The sequence below is a fragment of the Paenibacillus dendritiformis genome, from assembly GCF_021654795.1.
Taxonomy (GTDB): domain Bacteria; phylum Bacillota; class Bacilli; order Paenibacillales; family Paenibacillaceae; genus Paenibacillus_B.
The window spans coordinates 4,229,321-4,245,946 of the sequence record NZ_AP025344.1; the positions used below are offsets into that span (position 1 = coordinate 4,229,321).

The window sequence follows — 16,626 nt, forward strand, 5'->3', positions numbered from 1 at the left end:
GATTTCACCCTTCCACAAAACCGATGATGTGGCGAGAAAGCTCATCAGGATGGGTTAACGTGATCATATGATCCGCGCCGGGAACCGTGACAAGTTGAAGGTTGGGGATTCTCCGGAGGCATTCGGCCATACGTATGTTGTCCGGCAGCTCCACGTCTCCTATAATAAGCATGCTCTTCACCGTCATGTCTTCCAGCCTGTCGATAGCCGGCGGCTCGGGCCACACCGATTCGAAGGTCCCCCATTCCGACGTCTTCCGCAGATGATGCCGAAACATGTCAAGCATCAGCTCCCAATGCGGGCTAGTCTTAATGATGCGATACGACGGAGCATCGAAGGATAGCTCGACAACCTTGTCTATATCGGGAAAGGCCGCATTGATCTTTTGCATCCATTCCAGGAATTCCTGGGAGAAGCTGAAGCCTGACAAGGCGGGACCGACAAGCACAAGCTCAGATACCCTGTCAGGATGTTCCAGCGCGAAGTCGGTGGCGATTCGCCCGCCCATAGAATGGCCTGCAAGCGCAGCCTTGCCGATCTCCAGATGATCAAGCAAAGCAAGCAGATCTTGCACATAGTTAGCCGGTACTGCAGGCGATGGCGACTTCCCGGCCCCCCGTCCGTCATAGGCGACCACCTTATAGCGCTTTGCCAAAAGGGGCGCGACAAACGTCCAATCCCGTAGATCTGCGCCGCCGCTGTGAAGGAGAACGACAGGCTTTCCGTTTCCGCTCACCTCATAGTACAAGTCCATTGTCTAATCCCTCCATTCATAAATGAAAGCGCATTCATAACTTGATTTTATTATTGAATGAATGTTTAGTCAAAGAAAAAACTGAACCTAACATTTCCGACGTAAAAGTCCGTTGCTTTGCTTAGTAATGCCTGTGAGGCTGAACTCGAACCACTTCCGGCATAAAACAGGCGCGATTGTCTGCCGATAGCTAAAAAAGTCTTCCGGCCCCAAGCTGCCATACGCTTGGAGCCGGTTGGTTGCTTGCCGGAAGCGCCATGCCCATGACCTTATCACGATTTCTCGGCTCTGCCGAAGTTCCGGAACAGCTCGTCTTCCGTCTTGCATAACGGCAGTCCCATCCGGGCGTGCAGCTTGACGAGCCATGGCTGAGCCAGTCCGGCCTCCCGCACCAGGGCGGCATCGGCGAACACCTCGGTCTCCGCGCCTTCCGCCAGGACGCGCCCTTGCTTCAAGATATACACGTAAGTGCAGATTTCATAGATCAAATCAATATCATGGCTGGAAATCAATATATTTTTCCCGGCTCCGGCCAAATCCCGAATCAGCTCCATCATCATCTGTCTGCCCTCCGGATCGAGCCCGGCCGTCGGCTCGTCAAGCAGCAGCCATCGCGTATCGAGCGCGAGCGCCCCCGCAATGGCGACCCGCTTCTTCTGCCCGTAGCTCAAATACTGCACAGGCTTATCGCGGAATTCCGCCGCCCCGACCGTCGCCAACGCTTGATTGACCCGTGCCGCGATCTCCTCTTCTCCCCTCCCCAGATTCCGAAGAGCAAAGGCGACATCATCCGCCACATTCGAATAAAAAATTTGCTGATCCGGGTCCTGAAAAACAATCCCGACCTCGGTGCGCAAGGACAGCAGCTCCTTCTTGCCGTAGCGGAGCGGCCGCCCATGGAACATCACTTCCCCGCTTGACGGCTTGAGCAGGCCGAGCAGCAGCTTGAACAGCGTCGATTTCCCCGAGCCATTGGCGCCGACAAGACCGATAATATTGCCTTTTGCCAGATCAATCGAGACATCCTCCAGCGCCCGCTTGCCATCTTCATATTCAAAGCAGAGATGTTTCGTGGATAACATCCGTCTCCCCTCTTTCGTTAACGAGGCAGTTTCATTGTTCCCACAGGCCGGTGTTCGGCGCCGGCCCAAGGCTGCCTGAACTCCCTCTTATACGTGAAAGTCGCCTTGGTACAGCTTGACATCAAGCGCGACCGACATATCGCGGTAGCGCCGCAGGACGCGCTGGAACAGGACATTCACCAGCATCGCCAGCGAGTTGTAGCTGTTCGCGAGCCCGCGATAGCCGAAGCGGAGCTGCTGCGCATGGCGGATGGCCGCCGCTTCTTCGATAAAAATGAAGATAAAACGGTAAATTAAAATCATAAATTCGACCAGAAGAACGGGAATATGGATCCTACGCATCACCTTGACCAACTGCTGCACCGGAACGGTCAGGACAAACAAGAGGGTGCAGGCGAGACAAGCCGTGCTTCTGAACAAGACATGCGCCGCAGCCTGCAGCGTAGCATCTGACATTCCGAAATACAAGGATCCGGCCTGCACCTTCCAGAACATTCCCTCCGGGGACGCCGAGATAGACACGAGAATCGAGACGATGCTCATCAGCAAAAATGAAAACGGCAGCATAAACCATTTGAGATACTGGCGGCCGCTCATTTTCGCGGCATACATGGTTAACGGAACAAGCAGCAGACAGATGACGGCTTGCAGCGCCGCCGGACCGGTCAAGGACAACATCAGAAGCAGCACATACCCGAATGTCTTGACATAGGGAGAGACGCCGAGCCAGCGGTTATGACAGGCATATTTATCAATGGTCAGCATGTTCCCGCTTCCGTCTGCCGCGCTGCACTCCGATCACGTAGGCGATAATCCCGGTGCCGATGCAGCCCTGCAGCGTGAACAGCAAGCTTTCGATCTCGCCGCTCTTCGGCTCATAGACGGGAGTGAACCATGGTTCATAGTCCGGGTTGATCTCCGAGATCGCCGCTTCCGCCTCCCCGTCCGATCCTTCATACGCGGCATCGCGGTTCAGCAAAAAAGGACTTGCGATCAAAATCACGACCAGCAGCAATAAAATGAGATTGATATTGATTTTTTTCATTGCCATTGCGCCGCCTTTTCCGGGAGATTTTTGTGGATCAGATTGTACATCATCGTCGTGAGCAACCCTTCCGCAACCGCGATCGGCACTTGAGTCGTGCAGAAGATGGCCATAAACTTGAAGATCGAGGCCATCATGCCGGAGGCCGGATCCGGAAAAACAATCCCAAGCTGCACCGAAGTCACCAAATAAGTGGCCAGATCGGCGATAAAGGCGCACAGAAAGATGGCCAAGCCTTGCCGGCAGCCCATTTTCCGGGCCAATCGATAGACGAGATACCCGGCGATCGGTCCGACGACCGCCATCGACACCGCATTGGCTCCCAGAGTGGTGATGCCTCCATGGGCCAGCAGCAGCGCCTGGAACAGCAGCACAATCGCGCCGAATACGCTGACGACCAGCGGCCCGAACAGCGCGGTGGCCAGGCCGACGCCGGTGGGATGCGAGCAAGAGCCCGTCACGGACGGGATTTTCAGCGCGGATAAGACAAAAATAAAGGCGCCGCATAAGGCAAGCAGCAATTTATTGTGCGGATCGGCGGCCACCAGCTTGCGAATACGGAACAATCCGGCAATCAGGAACGGAATAAACGCGATGCTCCACAGGATGGACCACATTGGCGGAAGGAAGCCCTCCATAATGTGCATCGCATGCGCCGTCTGCGGATTCGTGACGGCAAAATAAAGAACAGCAGCGAGAACAAGCGGGATAAATCTGAAATATTTCGCCGATAACCGGTTTCGCATTTCATGTCCCTACCTTTCTTTTTTCACAATAATCGTGGAAAAATAAGAAAGCTTTTCCTCATCATGCAACTGGTTCAAGCCAAACGTTATCTTTTCGGTCCCCATCGATGCATCGCTGACCAGCACCGCCTTCTCCAGCAATTGGTGCTGCTCCAGCAGCCGGAGCACCAGCGGCAGATTGCTGGCTGCCTTCATGAGAACAATCGTGTCGAAGCCGGTCAGCGCCTGATGTAGCGCCTCCTCCCCGGAAGTGACCGGAATGACCGCCAGCGATTCCTCATCCATCACCAGCGGCCAGCCGACACGCGAGGCCATATAAGAGAAGGAGGAAATCCCCGCTATCGTCTCGGTCTCGATCTCCGTCCGCAGCAGCTCCAGCAAGTAGCTGTACGTGCTATAGACCATCGGGTCTCCCAGCGTAATAAATCCGGCATTTTTGCCCGCCAGCACATCCGCTTTGATCTCCGCCGCGATGCGTTCCCAGGCCTGCTCCTTTTCCTCCTTGTTGTAGGTCATGGGAAAATGGCGCTGCTTGACCGTCAGCCTCTCCGGCAAATGCGGAGCCACGATCTTCAGCGCGAGGCTGGCTCCGCCTTTTTTCGCTTCCGGCGCATAGAGCACGTCCAACCGCTCCAGCGTATGAACGGCTTTCATCGTCAATAGCCCGCTGTCTCCCGGACCTGTCCCGATGCCATAAAACTTAGCCATGCACTGCCATCTCCTTCTCCATCGCCGCTCGGATATGGTTGATAAACTGCGCCTGAATCAGCGGATTCTCGCCCAGTCCCTGCAAGTAAGCCGCGGCTTCGAATCCTTGCTGCGTCAATTGCGATTTCCAGGAATCCTCTTCGTCCGATGCCATGTCGTTGATCGCATGATCTCCGGCCACCAGCATGAATGGCATCAAATGGACCTTCCGGACCTTCGCCGCCTTGAGCTGTCCGATGACGCGCTCCAGCGGCGGATAGCCTTCCACGGTGCCCAAGTAGATGGGCTCGCCGGCCAGCATATGGTCGAGACAAGCGTAGGCGCTGAACGCGTGATGCTCCGAGCCATGCCCCATCAAGACCAGCGCTTCATCCGCGGCCAGGCGCGGCGCTTGCGCCTTGACGGCCTGGATCGCTTGGCCGTAATCTTCATAGCTGTCGAGCAGAGGCTTGCTGATCAGCAATTGTTCAAATTGCTCCCGGTACGGCAGAGCCTGGGAGACGATTTTCTCGAACTCCTCGCCGTTAATAAGATGCAGGGATTGAATAATAACCTTGGCATAACCGTCCGCTTTCAATCTTTCAAGCGCCTGCGCGGGCGTATCGATATACAGCCCATCGCGCTCCGCCAGTTTTTTTCTGATTTTGTTGGATGTAAAAGCACGGAACACATCGTAGTCGGGAAATGTGTCCCTGATCTTATTTTCGCAAGCTTCGATCGTTTTGGCGCGCGTCTCCGGATAGCTTGTTCCGAAGCTGACGACCAGTATCGCTTGTTTCGGTTTCATGTCGGCATAACCTCCCCGGCTTCTTCTAACAACAGCGCAATCAGAGAATCCGGCTGCGCCGCTTTCGCCTCGCGATAGACCTCCAAGCCCTGCTCGCGTATCGTCCGGCTCGTCATCGGGCCGATGGACAGCATTTTCATCGAGCGGAGCATGGCTTGTTCTTCCGCGCTCAATACGGAGAGCAGATGCTCTACCGAAGCGGAACTGGAAAAGCAGACGGCGTCAAACTTGCTCAAGTCAAAAGGCCGCACCGACTCCAACACTTCACGATACAACGGCAATGCGGCGAACTCGGCAGCTCCGCCCAGTTCATCGGCCAACTGGGCCGCATGCTTCTCGCTTCCGGCCAGCACCACCTTCGCCCCTTGCCGCCAATTCCCGGCACAGGCTTGAAGGATGAGGTCCGCCGACCGTCTCGTCACCAGGGTATCAGCGGCAAGTCCGTATTCGCGCAGCTTCTCCTTCGTCTGCTTGCCGATCGCCGTCAGCCGGATCCCGCTCAGCGCGCGGTTATCCTTCCCGGACTCCAGCAGCCCCTCGATGAACAAGGTTACGGCCTCCGCCGAAGCAAACAGGATTTCTTCGCACTCCGGCAAGGACGCCAGCATCGCGTTCATTTGCGCCGAATCATTAAGTTTTTCAATCCGAATACCCGGATAAAGAGTGGCCTCTCCGCCCAAGGCCGCAATCCGGTCGGCCAGTTCGCTTCGCCCGGCACGCGCGCGCGGAAGGAGAATATGCTTCCGGAACAGCGGCGCTTTCTCGAAAAAGCTCAATTTATCCCGCAGCTTTACCACATCGCCGACGACGATCAGCCCGGGCGCCCCGATGTTGGCATCCGCCACCTTGGCGCAGATCGTCGTCAAATCTCCGCTCACGGTCCGCTGACGGGAGCGGGATGCCCATTCGACCACGGCCGCGGCCGTGTCGGGGCGGCGTCCATGCTGGATCAGGTTCGCGCAGATGGACGGAAGCTGGGTCATCCCCATCAGGAAGATCAAGGTGCCGTCCAGCCGGGCCAAGCTTGTCCAATCGAGCGGATCGCCGCCTTCCTTCAAGTGTCCGGTGATCACGTGGAAGCTGGAGGCGCAGTCCCGATGCGTCACCGGAATGCCTGCATAGGCCAGCCCGCCGATCGCCGAGGTGATGCCGGGGACGACTTCGAAAGGAATGCCTGCCGCATGCAGGGTCTCGCCTTCCTCCCCTCCGCGCCCGAATACATAAGGATCGCCGCTTTTTAGGCGAATGACTAATTTATTCCGTTTCGCCTGATTCACGAGAATTTGCTCGATTTCCGCTTGCGGAATCGGGTGGTGAGACGGCTCCTTGCCCACGTAAATCAGCTCGCAGTCTGGTTTGCGCTCCTTCAGCAGCGCCGGATTCACGAGGCGGTCATAGACGATCACATCCGCCTGCCGTATGAACTCCAGAGCTTTCACGGTTAACAGACCGGCATCGCCGGGTCCGGCTCCGACAAGAACTACTTTGCCGCTCATCGGTTTTCCCCCTTTATTTCATGTCTATGTGTATTGGACAAGCTCGTTGATATCTGTAATGACATTCGGATAAGACAGAGACGGCCGCCGAATGACGACGCAAGGAATGCCGATCTCCCGGCAAGCGGCGATTTTCTCGGCAAAGCCGCCCTTCGGCCCGCTTTCCTTCGTAATCATCACGTCTGCGCCGGTCTGGCGGAACAGCTCGGTATTCAATGCTTGGGAGAACGGTCCCTTCATCGCGATAATCTGGTCGGCCAGCAGACCGAGCCGTTCGCAGGCCGCGATGACGTCCGCCACAGGCAGCACTCTCGCGATGACCTGCTTTCCGGGGAGCTTGGCCACGTACTCCGGCAAGTTTTTGCTCCCGGTCGTCAGAAAAATCCGGTCGCCCAAGGCCGCCGCGACGCGGCACGCTTCATCAATGTCGCGGACGAGATGAAGATGGCCGGCATCGCCGGAAGACCTCTCATAACGAACATAAGGAATATTCATGCTCCCCGCGGCGTTCATCGCATTCGCGGACACCTCGACAGCGAACGGATGGGTCGCGTCGATGACCAGGGAGACCGCCTTCTCGCGCATCACCCGGCGCATGCCGGCTTCATCCAGCCGCTGGCAGAGAACATGCTCGGCATGCCGCTTCGCCAGCTGTTCCCCGTATTCGGTGGCCACGGACACGATATAGTCATGTCCGCGGGCATGCAGCCAATCGCAAATGTCCAGACTATCCGAGGTTCCGCCGAACATCAGAATCATAGCGTATAACCCCGCGGCGTGATCATGCGGCCGCCGGAGACATAGGTTTCCTTGTTGCCGACAATCACCATCGTCGTCATATCCACTTCTTCATAGTCGATGTCCGCCATCGTCGTCAGTATTTTTCGTTCTTCCTTGCGGCCGACATCCTTCACGATGCCGACCGGAGTGGAAGGCGATTTATAGGCCATCATCCATTCCAGGGCATGCTTCAGATGATCCGCCCGGCCCTTGCTTCTCGGATTATAGAAGCAGACGACAAAATCGGCTTCCGCCGCCAGCTTCACCCGCTTCTCGATGACCTCCCATGGCGTCATCAGATCGCTTAAGCTGATATGGCAAAAATCATGCATCAGGGGCGCCCCCAGCCTGGCCGCCGCGCCGATGCTCGCCGTGACGCCGGCCACGATTTCTACCTCAATCGCTGCTTGCTCTTTCTCCACAATCTCGAGAATGAGGCCGGCCATGCCGTAAATTCCGGCATCTCCGCTCGATACGACCGCCACCGTTTTGCCGGTCTTGGCGATATCGACGGCTTCCTGGCAGCGGTCGATTTCCTTGCGCATCCCCGTTTTGACGACTTCTTTCCCCTGGATCAACTCTTCGATCAGCCGGATATACGTAATGTAGCCCACGATCACATCCGCTTTTTGAATGGCGGCGAGCGCCTCTCCGGTCATCATGTCTCTCTCGCCCGGCCCAATTCCTACCACATAAATCATGCCTTCACCCCATCGCTTCATCTCGTTCTCTCTCCCATCGCCATCGTGATTCCATTGACGGCGAACCTTGGCGTCAACACCCGGCCCCCGCTGGCCAGATCGGCCGCGGATAGCGCGACGCTGCCTGCCTTCACGGTCTGTCTGACGAACTCGGATACCGGATACTTGCCCTCGACTTCACGCAGTTGATCGGCCGTATACGTGATGAAGGGGCAGTTCCACTGCTCCGCCAATTGCTTGATCGCCGGTTCCTCCTTTTTGACATCGATGCTGGCCATCACCGCAAAGGAATGCGGATCGGTATCATGCCGGAGGCAAAAATCAGTAAACGCCTGCCTCATCTGTTCAGGCTCCGTTTGCTTGCGGCATCCGACGCCAAGCACCCGTGTCCGGGGAACCAGCTTCACCGTGTGCACCTTCAATTCCGGCAGCCGGTACCGGTGCGTGACCCATACCAGGGCTTCGGCCTGTTCCGGAAGCTCATGCGGGTTCGTGATTGGCGTGAAGCCCCGCCGGTCGATCTCGGCCGGCACTTCCTCGTACAGGGACACGGTTTTCCCGGCGGCCAGCAGCCCGTTGATCCGCTTGCAGTTCTCGCGAAATTCCGGGATCCATCCCGGCACGGACGGCACGATCATGTCGAGCGCCGCTACCTGCTGAACGTCTGTCGCCGTCGTAATCACGGGGGCCGCTCCCGTCAGCTCCGCCAGCTTGCGGGCCAAGTCATTGGCTCCGCCCACATGTCCGGACAAGAGGCTGATAGCGTGAAGTGCCTTCTCGTCCATCACCACCACCGCCGGATCATACAGCTTGTCCGAGATGACCGGAGCCAGCGTCCGGACGGCAATCCCTGTCGCCATAATGCAGATCAGCGCATCATACTGCTGGAAAAGGCGGCGCAGCCCCGATGCGAAATCCGGTTCAAGCGCTGCAAACCCTTCGGATTGCAGCTTCGCGGGCACATAGCAATCGGCCGCCAGCGCCTCCCTGATGGACGCGGCAAGCGCCTTGCCGATGGCCGTGACCGCGATAATGGCAGTGTTCTTATCTGTACTCATGCGAAAAATCCTTGTCGTACAACTTGGAATAATAATAGGTCTCGCCCAGAAAATCCCCTACCATAATCAGCGCCGTTTTGATGATGCCCTGCTCCTTGACCTTGGCGGCGATATCCCGCAGGGTTCCGGTCACTTGCTTTTCATCCGCCCAGGTTGCTTTATAGATGACAGCCGCCGGGGTATCCTCCGGATATCCGCCTGCCACCAGTTCGGCCACCACGTCCTCAACCGCTTGCACCGACAGGAAAATAACCATCGAGGTGCGGTGCGCGGCGAAGGAACGCAGCGATTCCCTGTCCGGTACCGGCGTTCTGCCTTCCATGCGCGTAATAATGACGCTCTGGCTTACTTCCGGGACGGTGTACTCGACACCGAGCTGCGAGGCGGCCCCGAGGAATGAACTTACCCCAGGGGTACAGGTGAACCCGATATCCCGCTTTTTCATTTCCTCGATCTGTTCCCGAATCGATCCGTAGATCGAAAAATCTCCGGTCTGGAGGCGGACGACCTGTTTCCCGGCCTTCACGCTTTTTTCCATGCAATCGATAATCTCCGTCAAATCCATCCCGGCGCTGTTGTAGATTTCGCAGCCTTCCTTGCAATACTCCAGCAATTCCGGGTTCACCAGCGAGCCCGCATAGATGACGACATCCGCCTCTTTCAGGAGGTTGTATCCCCGCAAGGTAATCAGTTCTTTATGTCCGGGTCCCGCCCCGACAAAATGCACTTTCGTCAAGCTGTTCCGCTCCTTTCTTTTTGGCAGGCGATGATGAACGTCGGATTTTGGGGCTTGAAATAATGCCCTTGTCCAAGTTCTTGCCATTTCGACACCTGCATTTGAATGATCTCGACTTCTTGCCAGGGCCCTTTTTCGAGATAGGCTGCCGCTTCGAGGGCATTTTCCAGCAAGATGAAATTGAGCGCAAGCCGGCCGCCCGGCAGCAGCAAGGCATGGCTCCAATCGATGATCTCCGTTAATTGCCCCCCGCTGCCGCCGACAAAAATAGCGTCGAACCCGGTATTGTCCAGCGGGATGGGAGCCTCTGCCGCCACGATCTCCACATTGTCCAGCCCGAACTGCCGCCGGTTCTGTTCGATTAGGGCCAGCGCCTCTTCGTTCCGTTCTATCGCGGTTACCGCCACATGGGGGAACATCTTCGCGACCTGGAGCGCTACGCTGCCCGTGCCGGCTCCAACGTCGAGTACACGGCGGCTTGTCTCGTCCAAGGCCAATTTGTCAATGGATACGGCGCGGACCTCCGCCTTGGTCATCGGCGTCTTGCCGCGAATAAAAGCTTCATCCTTCATCCAAGATCACCACCACATTCATATCATAGCGAGCCGCAACCTCCTCCGGCTTCAACCGATGCAACCGTTCCTCGGGATAGCTGAGGTTTTCTCCGATAATGAGCGTTTTACGCAGCTTCCTTTGCAGAATTTCCTCAGCGATTTCCGCAGGGCCAATCTTGCTGTCCGTGACCATCGCCACTTTCGGGTGCGCGAGCAGAAACCCGAAATCAGGCTGCTTGCCGTGGCTGCTCGTAATGTACAGGTCGTTCATGGCAATGCCGCAACGGCTGCACAAATATTGAATCGAGCTAATCCCGGGCACAATCTGAAGCTGCTCCGGCGGAAATCTCTCCAACGCCCATTTTCCGATGCCATACATCAACGGATCTCCGGAAGCGAGCACCACGATCTCCTGGCCGATCCTCTCTTGCAAAAAGGCTTCCAGCTCCGAGAGTTGTGAGGGCAGCAGCTTGCGTTCGGCCGGGTTGTCCGGCGGAATGTCGCCGAGCTGCCGCTTCGAGCCGACAAGCACGTCCGCCTTCTGGATGAGCAAGGCCCCCGCAGCGGTCAGCAGCTCCGGACTGCCCGGGCCAATACCGACAATATGAATCATAGCCATGCCTCCTTGATGGTTGAGATGTCGCAGGTGGAAGCCAGCATTCCGCGATCCGTCGAGAACGTAATGACATCGATATCCACCGCCGGTTTACTGTATTTCAAAAACTGTTCGGCCCGTTGTTTCACTTTGTCCGTGATCGTCTGAAAAACCTCGCTATACCCTTCCGCCACCATAATTTCGCCCGCCGCTTCCGTCGTCGCGCAAGCCGCAATTCGCTGGAGCAGGGGCAGGGGCGCGCCGGCCAGCGCCAGGTTCGCCACCAGGATTTCTGCCCTCGCATCGGCGTCTTTGCTGTACGTGGTGAAAATACCGGCGGACACTTTAATCAACTTGCCGAAATGGCCCACCATCAGCACATGCTCGAAGGCGAGGCGCTGCGTCTCCTTGAGCATGTAGCCGACGAAATTGCTCATCGAGACCACGTATTTGCCATCGATGCCAAGCTGCTCCTCGACGAAGCGCTCCCCGTAATTCCCGGGAACGAGAATGATTTTCCGGAAGCCCTGCGCTCTTTTCATTTCCAGCTCGATGGACAGCGACTGCTTCCATCCTTCATCGGACATCGGCGTTACGATCCCGGTCGTTCCCAGAATCGAGATTCCGCCGAGAATCCCGAGGCGGCTGTTCATGGTGCGTTCTGCGCGCTCTTCGCCTTCCGGCGCGAAAATCACAACATCCGCCCCGCGGTCAGGGCCAATCTCTTCCCGGACGGCCGCGGCAATCATTCGGCGCGGCACCGGGTTGATGGCCGCTTCCCCGACCGGGACCGCAATGCCCTTCTGCGTCACGCGCCCGATGCCTTGCCCGCCGTCGATGCGGATCTCCCCGCTGCCATTCAAGGTGACCTGCGCAAAAATCCGCATCCCATGCGTCGCATCGATATCATCGCCGCCGTCTTTTTGCACGGCGGCCGTGGCCGTATGCCGATCGAATTCCTGCTTGTCCACCGGAAGCTGCAGGGTCGTTCCGTTCGGCGTGATGATCGTCACCCCGGCGATCTTCTCCTGCTGGATGATCATGGCCGCTGCCGCTTTGGCCGCCGCTGCCGCGCAAGTGCCTGTCGTATAGCCCTTGCGCAATTTTTTTCCCTCGTAATACACGTAATCTTCCATCGGGCCACCTCTTCTTACATCGCGTACAGCACGGCGTTCAAAATGGCCGCCGCCAGATTGCTCCCGCCCTTCCGCCCGCGGGCCACGACCGCCGGAATGTCGCTTTCATAGAGCGCTTCTTTCGATTCGGCCGCCCCGACAAACCCAACGGGCACGCCGACGACCGCCTCCACGTCCAGCTCGCCGGCAGCCGCCATCTCCAAAATTTGATAGACCGCGGTAGGCGCATTGCCGATGATAAACAACTTCTTGCCTTCTTCCTTGGCGGCAAGCTGAATTCCGGCCATGGAACGGGTGATGCCTTGCTGACGGGCCGCTTGGGCCGTTTCGGGCTCATTGACGTAGCAGCGGTAGCGGCAGCCGTATTGGTCCAGCAGCTTTTTATTGATGCCGCTCAGAGCCATATTCGTATCGGTGAAAATGATGCCGCCCTGCCGGATCGTTTCGCGTATTTTCGTCAAGGCATCATGCGTGAAGACGAGATTATCCAAGTAGTCAAAATCCGCCGTCGTATGAATCGCCCGCTTTATGACCAGCTCCTCTTCCCGGCTGCGGAACGTATAGTCCGGTCTTGTTTCCGTAATGATGTCCTGTATGATTTCAAAGCTTCTTTCTTCAATGCGCTTGGGGTTTTTGATGTAATCCATCGTTCCCTCTCCTTTTCATGAGTTTCAATAAGTGTTCAAAAAGGCCGGTTTTCAGCGCCGAGAAGGTTGCAAGAACTCGAAGCATACGTTTTTCAAGAGTGAATGCAAGATTCGATGCCGAGTTCCTTCCTGTATTTCTTCGCGATCAAAAGCGGACTTTTTGAACAACCTCTAAAAGGGAACAAAAAAACACGAAACCTGAAGGTCCCGTGTCCATACGAAGAAAAGGCCGTCTCCAAGCGTATTCGCCAAATGAACACACTTGTGCCTTGGTTCTCTGCAATAGACAACTGTTCCCTTAGAAGTTGCTGCAAGGCTGAACAGAGGAGGTCTCCTGACTTTGCATCATTCTACTTTCCCGCCTTCCCAGAAATGAATTCCAGTGACAATGAATGGGATTTCGTCCGCTTCACAGTAGCTAGGGCCTGTAGAGGAATCGCACCTCTTTCCCTGATCTCCGCTCAGTGTTTCTATTCAATTTTTATCAGGTTGAATTTTTTTCACTTGAATTGCGTGAATCTCTTAGATGAATCATAGCTTGACTGACATCGTGCCGCCTGTGACAGAACTCACTGCATGCCGGGTTGCGGACAACAAAAAGAGCGTTTCAAGCCTGCTGACGGGCTCAAACGCTCTTTATGAAATCTTTGCGATAGGGATGTTCAGCCTTCGTTACATCATTTCGCTCAGGTTTTTTGCCTGCGCATCCAGGCTCCCGGCAGCTTTGCCGATTTTGGCAAATTCCTCGGTAGCTTGCTTAATCTGGTGCTGGCATTCGACGATTGCGTTCCGGGAGTTCTTCGTCCCCCCGCCGACCTGTCCTATCTTATCGGCGATTCCCTCGATGGCGGATTGAACATCTTTGGCCGCCTGCTGAACGTGCTCCGCCAGCTTCCGAACCTCGGCGGCCACCACTTGAAATCCGAGGCCATGCTCCCCGGCATGGGCCGCCTCAATCGCCGCGTTCAGGCCCAGCAGGTGGGTTTGGGTGGCAAAATCCCGGATCATCTGTACAATTCCCTTGATGGCTTTGGACTGTTCTTCCAATTCACGCAGGAGGGTTAAGTTATCTTCGCTGTCCGTCACCGCATACTGGATGGCTGCCGCAACCTCTTGATTGCGCTCCATGCCTTCTTCCGTCCGCTTCAGCAAATCCTCCGCCATCAGCCGCAGCTCGTCCTTCATTCGGGAGGCGGCGTTTTCCCTTGGCGTGATGTCGGTCGCCACTTTGAGCACGGCGACTGTGCAGCCCTTCTCATCGAGGACCGGCATATACGTGGCTTCCAGCCATATCAGGTCCCCACTCTTTGCTACCCGGGCAATTTTCTGTTGAAACTTTATACCGTTCCGCAAATTTTCCCAAAACGCATCATACTCCATACTGCCGGCAAACTGTCGTGTGCAAAAGATCCGGTGGTGCTTGCCGATGAGTTCTGACGCCGTGTATCCCATCGTCTGGGCAAACAGATGGTTCGCCCAAAGAACCTCGCCCTGGATATTAAATTCAATCATGGCGAGCGACTGCTCCAATGCGGCCAGCACCGCTTGCTCCTCCAGCACTTGCGTGCTTTTCTGCCTTATCCCGCTATTCATTCATGCGCATCTCCCTTTTTTCATGCCGTTGCCGCAGACATGCCATCCGTACCTGCTTGCCCCCGGGTCGATTCGACCTCTATATCCCCGTCCATGAGATGGCGCAACCGCTGGCTGATGGCTAAGCCTGGTCCGGCATCTCGTTTTTTGCACATTGATGAATGATCAGCTCGTGTCGTGTGGACATACCGCGAATAAGATCTACCAATTTTTATGTAATTAAACCTCTATTTTTATGAATTGGCATTACTTTCGCCCCATTTTCTAAGCTGCTGTTTCAATATGCCTTAGGACTTTTTAATTATATAACATAGATCTCAACCATTTTTGAAACAAAAAATTGGGGCTGTCCCATCCGCAGTGTTTGGCTGCAGTGATGAGACAACCCCGCCTTCTCCAAGCTCGGCTTGCCGAAATAATGCAAAAATACAGGTTTCCATTATGAGGTGCCGCCCGATAGCGGGATTCCTGCAAAACTGCAGGAATGTAAGGGATTAGCATAGATAGGAAGCAAAAATCGGCGAAAATAATGCACTTTTACAGCAATTTAATCAAATACGGGCATAAACGGCGGAAATGCTGCATCCATCAGGCTGTTGGAATATCCCTGTTTTTTGTGAAGGGGTGGAGATGGTCCATTTTCCTCATCCAAACTTTGGCTCTTAGAGCGTTTTAAATCGATTTTCTCTACCGGGAGAAGAGATCAATCACCCATAGACTACTCAATGGCCTGATTTTACGGGATCCAAGCGACCGCGTCGGATGCTGGGGGCATCATCGCATTATCCGGCCTGCTGGAAGCATTATCGGCCTGCTCGAAGCATCGTTGCCTCCCGGGGCTTGGACGTGCGGAGGAAATTGCTGCTATTTTACAGGAATTTCGGCTTCATGAGTCCACATCCCGAGGAATTGCTGCAAATCTACATCATTTTAGGCCCTTTTGCTTCAAGCCGAAGCGAAACGGGAAAAATTCCTGTAATTTTGCAGGATTCCCTTTCTGGAATAGTCGTCCATATCGAATTGCTGTATTTATGCAGGATTTCGCTTACTGAATAGGAGCGTCTGGAGAAATCGTGGAGTTTTACGGATTTCGACTGCCGGATGGGCGTGTCTAGGGAAATGGTGCAGTTTTCAGGATGGTGGAAATATCCATTTCCCTACTCAAAACTTCTTTCTCAACAGCCTGATCCATGCAGGAATTCATTTCACCATCTCCGTCTCACAACCTCGTCTCAACCCATCCCTATTCCGCCGCTTTGCCGTCCGCCGTCTTCCTGCCACTCTCTTATCTGTACATCCCGTCTTGCCCCGCATCCTTGCGCACTGCCTGTGGGACAGCCTCCTCACAATCGGGATTGCCATAGAAAATTTGCTTTTGTAGCGCATCGGAAACATTATCGACTTTGCCCCAAGACCGAAGGACGGTTTCGTTTCAATTCAGGCATCCGCGCAGGATGGGACGCTCCGTCCGGAGTACGAATGGATCATCCCGGAGATTTCAATCCACGCGCACCCGCGTAGGATGCGACAGTCTTATTTTGACCTTAACGAGCTGGAAGAACATTTCAATCCACGCACCCGCGTAGGATGCGACATCATTGGAGGCGATATAGATGAACTGGTTGAAGATTTCAATCCACGCACCCGCGTAGGATGCGACGTTCGGTGACCATATCTTCGCGGAGATGTTCCGGAAATTTCAATCCACGCACCCGCGTAGGATGCGACTAGTAAAAGACGAACTCGCCGTTCGTGCTTTTGAAATTTCAATCCACGCACCCGCGTAGGATGCGACCGAGCCCGCCCCCGGCACGGGGATTGATCCAGGGATTTCAATCCACGCACCCGCGTAGGATGCGACTGGACCTTCGCGCCCTGCGTCGGCCATCGTTTCTTATTTCAATCCACGCACCCGCGTAGGATGCGACGTAGATGTCGCTCCACAAGAATTGACTCTTGAAGTATTTCAATCCACGCACCCGCGTAGGATGCGACTTCTTAAGCAAGAAGGGATTCTCCCAATGATAGATTTCAATCCACGCACCCGCGTAGGATGCGACTAATCCGCTAATTGCTGATCGTATGCAGATAAAATTTCAATCCACGCACCCGCGTAGGATGCGACGAGAACGCTGTCCAGGAATATGTTGACTTTGTCATTTCAATCCACGCACCCGCGTAGGATGCGACCGCGAAAAATGACATAAA

17 protein-coding genes, 1 CRISPR repeat array and 1 riboswitch are annotated in these 16,626 nt (G+C 55.5%); all 17 genes read right to left on the reverse strand.

Translation table 11 applies throughout. The annotated features are described in order from the left end of the window. Positions 1–4 precede the first annotated feature (4 nt). Entirely contained in the window at positions 5–754 is a 750-nt protein-coding gene (locus L6439_RS18695) for an alpha/beta fold hydrolase (RefSeq protein ID WP_168181443.1), read from the reverse strand. Positions 755–1,026: 272 nt separating this feature from the next. Further along, the gene (locus tag L6439_RS18700) at positions 1,027–1,836 is read right to left on the reverse strand and encodes an ATP-binding cassette domain-containing protein (RefSeq protein ID WP_213471715.1); all 810 of its coding nucleotides are present in this window, start codon (positions 1,834–1,836) and stop codon (positions 1,027–1,029) included. Positions 1,837–1,923: 87 nt separating this feature from the next. Next, the gene (gene cbiQ / locus L6439_RS18705; RefSeq protein ID WP_213471716.1) at positions 1,924–2,601 is read right to left on the reverse strand and encodes a cobalt ECF transporter T component CbiQ; all 678 of its coding nucleotides are present in this window, start codon (positions 2,599–2,601) and stop codon (positions 1,924–1,926) included. Continuing rightward, entirely contained in the window at positions 2,588–2,881 is a 294-nt protein-coding gene (locus L6439_RS18710) for an energy-coupling factor ABC transporter substrate-binding protein (RefSeq protein ID WP_168181440.1), read from the reverse strand. The genes cbiQ and L6439_RS18710 overlap by 14 nt, the downstream gene beginning before the upstream one ends. After that, complete coding sequence (locus L6439_RS18715) at positions 2,878–3,528, reverse strand: energy-coupling factor ABC transporter permease (protein ID WP_213471735.1); 651 nt, start codon at positions 3,526–3,528, stop codon at positions 2,878–2,880. The genes L6439_RS18710 and L6439_RS18715 overlap by 4 nt, the downstream gene beginning before the upstream one ends. Positions 3,529–3,636: 108 nt before the next feature. Continuing rightward, positions 3,637–4,335, reverse strand: coding sequence for a cobalt-factor II C(20)-methyltransferase (locus L6439_RS18720; RefSeq protein WP_213471717.1), 699 nt, complete (start codon positions 4,333–4,335; stop codon positions 3,637–3,639). After that, positions 4,328–5,122 carry a sirohydrochlorin cobaltochelatase gene (locus L6439_RS18725; protein WP_168181438.1) on the reverse strand — a complete coding sequence of 265 codons (795 nt, stop codon included), beginning with the start codon at positions 5,120–5,122 and terminating at the stop codon, positions 4,328–4,330. The genes L6439_RS18720 and L6439_RS18725 overlap by 8 nt, the downstream gene beginning before the upstream one ends. Next, on the reverse strand, positions 5,119–6,618 hold the full coding sequence (gene cobA, locus L6439_RS18730) for a uroporphyrinogen-III C-methyltransferase (protein WP_213471718.1): 1,500 nt from the start codon (positions 6,616–6,618) through the stop codon (positions 5,119–5,121). Before cobA ends, L6439_RS18725 begins: the two co-directional genes overlap by 4 nt. 24 nt (positions 6,619–6,642) lie before the next feature. Then, positions 6,643–7,377, reverse strand: coding sequence for a precorrin-6A reductase (cobK, locus tag L6439_RS18735; RefSeq protein ID WP_213471719.1), 735 nt, complete (start codon positions 7,375–7,377; stop codon positions 6,643–6,645). Continuing rightward, the gene (cobJ, locus tag L6439_RS18740) at positions 7,374–8,099 is read right to left on the reverse strand and encodes a precorrin-3B C(17)-methyltransferase (RefSeq protein ID WP_168181435.1); all 726 of its coding nucleotides are present in this window, start codon (positions 8,097–8,099) and stop codon (positions 7,374–7,376) included. The genes cobK and cobJ overlap by 4 nt, the downstream gene beginning before the upstream one ends. A gap of 17 nt (positions 8,100–8,116) precedes the next feature. Then, positions 8,117–9,157: a cobalt-precorrin 5A hydrolase gene (locus L6439_RS18745; protein WP_213471720.1), complete on the reverse strand. Its 1,041-nt coding sequence runs from the start codon at positions 9,155–9,157 to the stop codon at positions 8,117–8,119. Beyond that, positions 9,144–9,893, reverse strand: coding sequence for a cobalt-precorrin-4 methyltransferase (locus tag L6439_RS18750; RefSeq protein WP_213471721.1), 750 nt, complete (start codon positions 9,891–9,893; stop codon positions 9,144–9,146). Before L6439_RS18750 ends, L6439_RS18745 begins: the two co-directional genes overlap by 14 nt. Further along, positions 9,890–10,465: a decarboxylating cobalt-precorrin-6B (C(15))-methyltransferase gene (locus L6439_RS18755; protein WP_213471722.1), complete on the reverse strand. Its 576-nt coding sequence runs from the start codon at positions 10,463–10,465 to the stop codon at positions 9,890–9,892. Before L6439_RS18755 ends, L6439_RS18750 begins: the two co-directional genes overlap by 4 nt. Further along, positions 10,455–11,060, reverse strand: a complete 606-nt coding sequence (locus tag L6439_RS18760) for a cobalt-precorrin-7 (C(5))-methyltransferase (RefSeq protein WP_168181431.1) — start codon at positions 11,058–11,060, stop codon at positions 10,455–10,457. The genes L6439_RS18755 and L6439_RS18760 overlap by 11 nt, the downstream gene beginning before the upstream one ends. Then, positions 11,057–12,178 (reverse strand): cobalt-precorrin-5B (C(1))-methyltransferase CbiD, encoded by a 1,122-nt coding sequence (cbiD, locus tag L6439_RS18765; RefSeq protein ID WP_168181430.1) that lies wholly within the window; start codon positions 12,176–12,178, stop codon positions 11,057–11,059. The genes L6439_RS18760 and cbiD overlap by 4 nt, the downstream gene beginning before the upstream one ends. Before the next feature lie 14 nt (positions 12,179–12,192). Further along, positions 12,193–12,825, reverse strand: a complete 633-nt coding sequence (locus L6439_RS18770) for a cobalt-precorrin-8 methylmutase (RefSeq protein WP_213471723.1) — start codon at positions 12,823–12,825, stop codon at positions 12,193–12,195. Positions 12,826–13,132: 307 nt separating this feature from the next. Continuing rightward, positions 13,133–13,300: riboswitch (cobalamin riboswitch) on the reverse strand. Between the two features lie 197 nt (positions 13,301–13,497). After that, positions 13,498–14,418, reverse strand: coding sequence for a methyl-accepting chemotaxis protein (locus tag L6439_RS18775; RefSeq protein WP_168181428.1), 921 nt, complete (start codon positions 14,416–14,418; stop codon positions 13,498–13,500). Between the two features lie 1,562 nt (positions 14,419–15,980). Further along, a CRISPR array of direct repeats spans positions 15,981–16,608; the repeat unit is 32 nt; unit sequence ATTTCAATCCACGCACCCGCGTAGGATGCGAC. Positions 16,609–16,626: the final 18 nt, after the last annotated feature.

Bases quoted from the DNA above. Each gene is read 5' to 3' on its own strand.
- L6439_RS18695 (WP_168181443.1), bottom strand. From the start codon at position 754: ATGGACTTGTACTATGAGGTGAGCGGAAACGGAAAGCCTGTCGTTCTC.
- L6439_RS18700 (WP_213471715.1), bottom strand. From the start codon at position 1,836: ATGTTATCCACGAAACATCTCTGCTTTGAATATGAAGATGGCAAGCGG.
- cbiQ (WP_213471716.1), bottom strand. From the start codon at position 2,601: ATGCTGACCATTGATAAATATGCCTGTCATAACCGCTGGCTCGGCGTC.
- L6439_RS18710 (WP_168181440.1), bottom strand. From the start codon at position 2,881: ATGAAAAAAATCAATATCAATCTCATTTTATTGCTGCTGGTCGTGATT.
- L6439_RS18715 (WP_213471735.1), bottom strand. From the start codon at position 3,528: ATGCACATTATGGAGGGCTTCCTTCCGCCAATGTGGTCCATCCTGTGG.
- L6439_RS18720 (WP_213471717.1), bottom strand. From the start codon at position 4,335: ATGGCTAAGTTTTATGGCATCGGGACAGGTCCGGGAGACAGCGGGCTA.
- L6439_RS18725 (WP_168181438.1), bottom strand. From the start codon at position 5,122: ATGAAACCGAAACAAGCGATACTGGTCGTCAGCTTCGGAACAAGCTAT.
- cobA (WP_213471718.1), bottom strand. From the start codon at position 6,618: ATGAGCGGCAAAGTAGTTCTTGTCGGAGCCGGACCCGGCGATGCCGGT.
- cobK (WP_213471719.1), bottom strand. From the start codon at position 7,377: ATGATTCTGATGTTCGGCGGAACCTCGGATAGTCTGGACATTTGCGAT.
- cobJ (WP_168181435.1), bottom strand. From the start codon at position 8,099: ATGATTTATGTGGTAGGAATTGGGCCGGGCGAGAGAGACATGATGACC.
- L6439_RS18745 (WP_213471720.1), bottom strand. From the start codon at position 9,157: ATGAGTACAGATAAGAACACTGCCATTATCGCGGTCACGGCCATCGGC.
- L6439_RS18755 (WP_213471722.1), bottom strand. From the start codon at position 10,465: ATGAAGGATGAAGCTTTTATTCGCGGCAAGACGCCGATGACCAAGGCG.
- L6439_RS18760 (WP_168181431.1), bottom strand. From the start codon at position 11,060: ATGATTCATATTGTCGGTATTGGCCCGGGCAGTCCGGAGCTGCTGACC.
- cbiD (WP_168181430.1), bottom strand. From the start codon at position 12,178: ATGGAAGATTACGTGTATTACGAGGGAAAAAAATTGCGCAAGGGCTAT.
- L6439_RS18770 (WP_213471723.1), bottom strand. From the start codon at position 12,825: ATGGATTACATCAAAAACCCCAAGCGCATTGAAGAAAGAAGCTTTGAA.
- L6439_RS18775 (WP_168181428.1), bottom strand. From the start codon at position 14,418: ATGAATAGCGGGATAAGGCAGAAAAGCACGCAAGTGCTGGAGGAGCAA.